This window comes from Mycobacterium sp. AT1 (assembly GCF_002043095.1).
In the GTDB taxonomy this organism is placed as follows: domain Bacteria; phylum Actinomycetota; class Actinomycetes; order Mycobacteriales; family Mycobacteriaceae; genus Mycobacterium.
In genome coordinates this window covers 1-516 of sequence record NZ_MVOC01000124.1, presented here as the reverse complement: position 1 = coordinate 516, position 516 = coordinate 1, and the positions used below count along the sequence as shown (strand labels likewise).

The following is a 516-nucleotide window of genomic DNA, read 5'->3' as shown; positions in this document are numbered from 1 at the left end:
GCCCTGCACGAACTGGACCGACTGCTGGCCGACGCGCTCAGTAATCGGGAGCCGATGTCGACGTCCACTCTGGAGAAGACCGTCGACGCGTTCGTCGCCCAGGTCGACCCCCAGGCGGTGCACCGGACCGAGACCCGGGCGCGAGGACGCAGCGTGGACGTCAGTGAGGACGATGACGGCGGCGGGATGGCGACGGTGTTCGCCACCCTGTTCGCGCACGACGCGAAGGCCTTCGACGCGCGCGTGGACGCGCTGGCCCGGACGGTGTGCCCGGCCGATCCGCGCACGCTGGATCAGCGCCGCGCCGACGCCATCGGCGCCCTCGCCCACGGGGCCGACCGCCTGGCCTGCCTGTGCGACACCTCCGATTGCCCCGCGGCGCAGAACCCGCCCTCGACGGGGGTGGTGGTGTACGTGATCGCGAGCGCGGACACCCTCCGTGACCCCGAGGCACCAGCCCCACCGCCACCACCGCCCGACGTACCCAGTGAGCCGGCGACGTCTGACGAGCCGAAT

Annotated in this window: 1 protein-coding gene; it reads left to right on the top strand. The window is 72.7% G+C overall.

The window, feature by feature from the left end:
* On the top strand, positions 1-516 hold a 516-nt coding region (locus B1790_RS33895), incomplete at both ends, for a DUF222 domain-containing protein (RefSeq protein WP_142271686.1).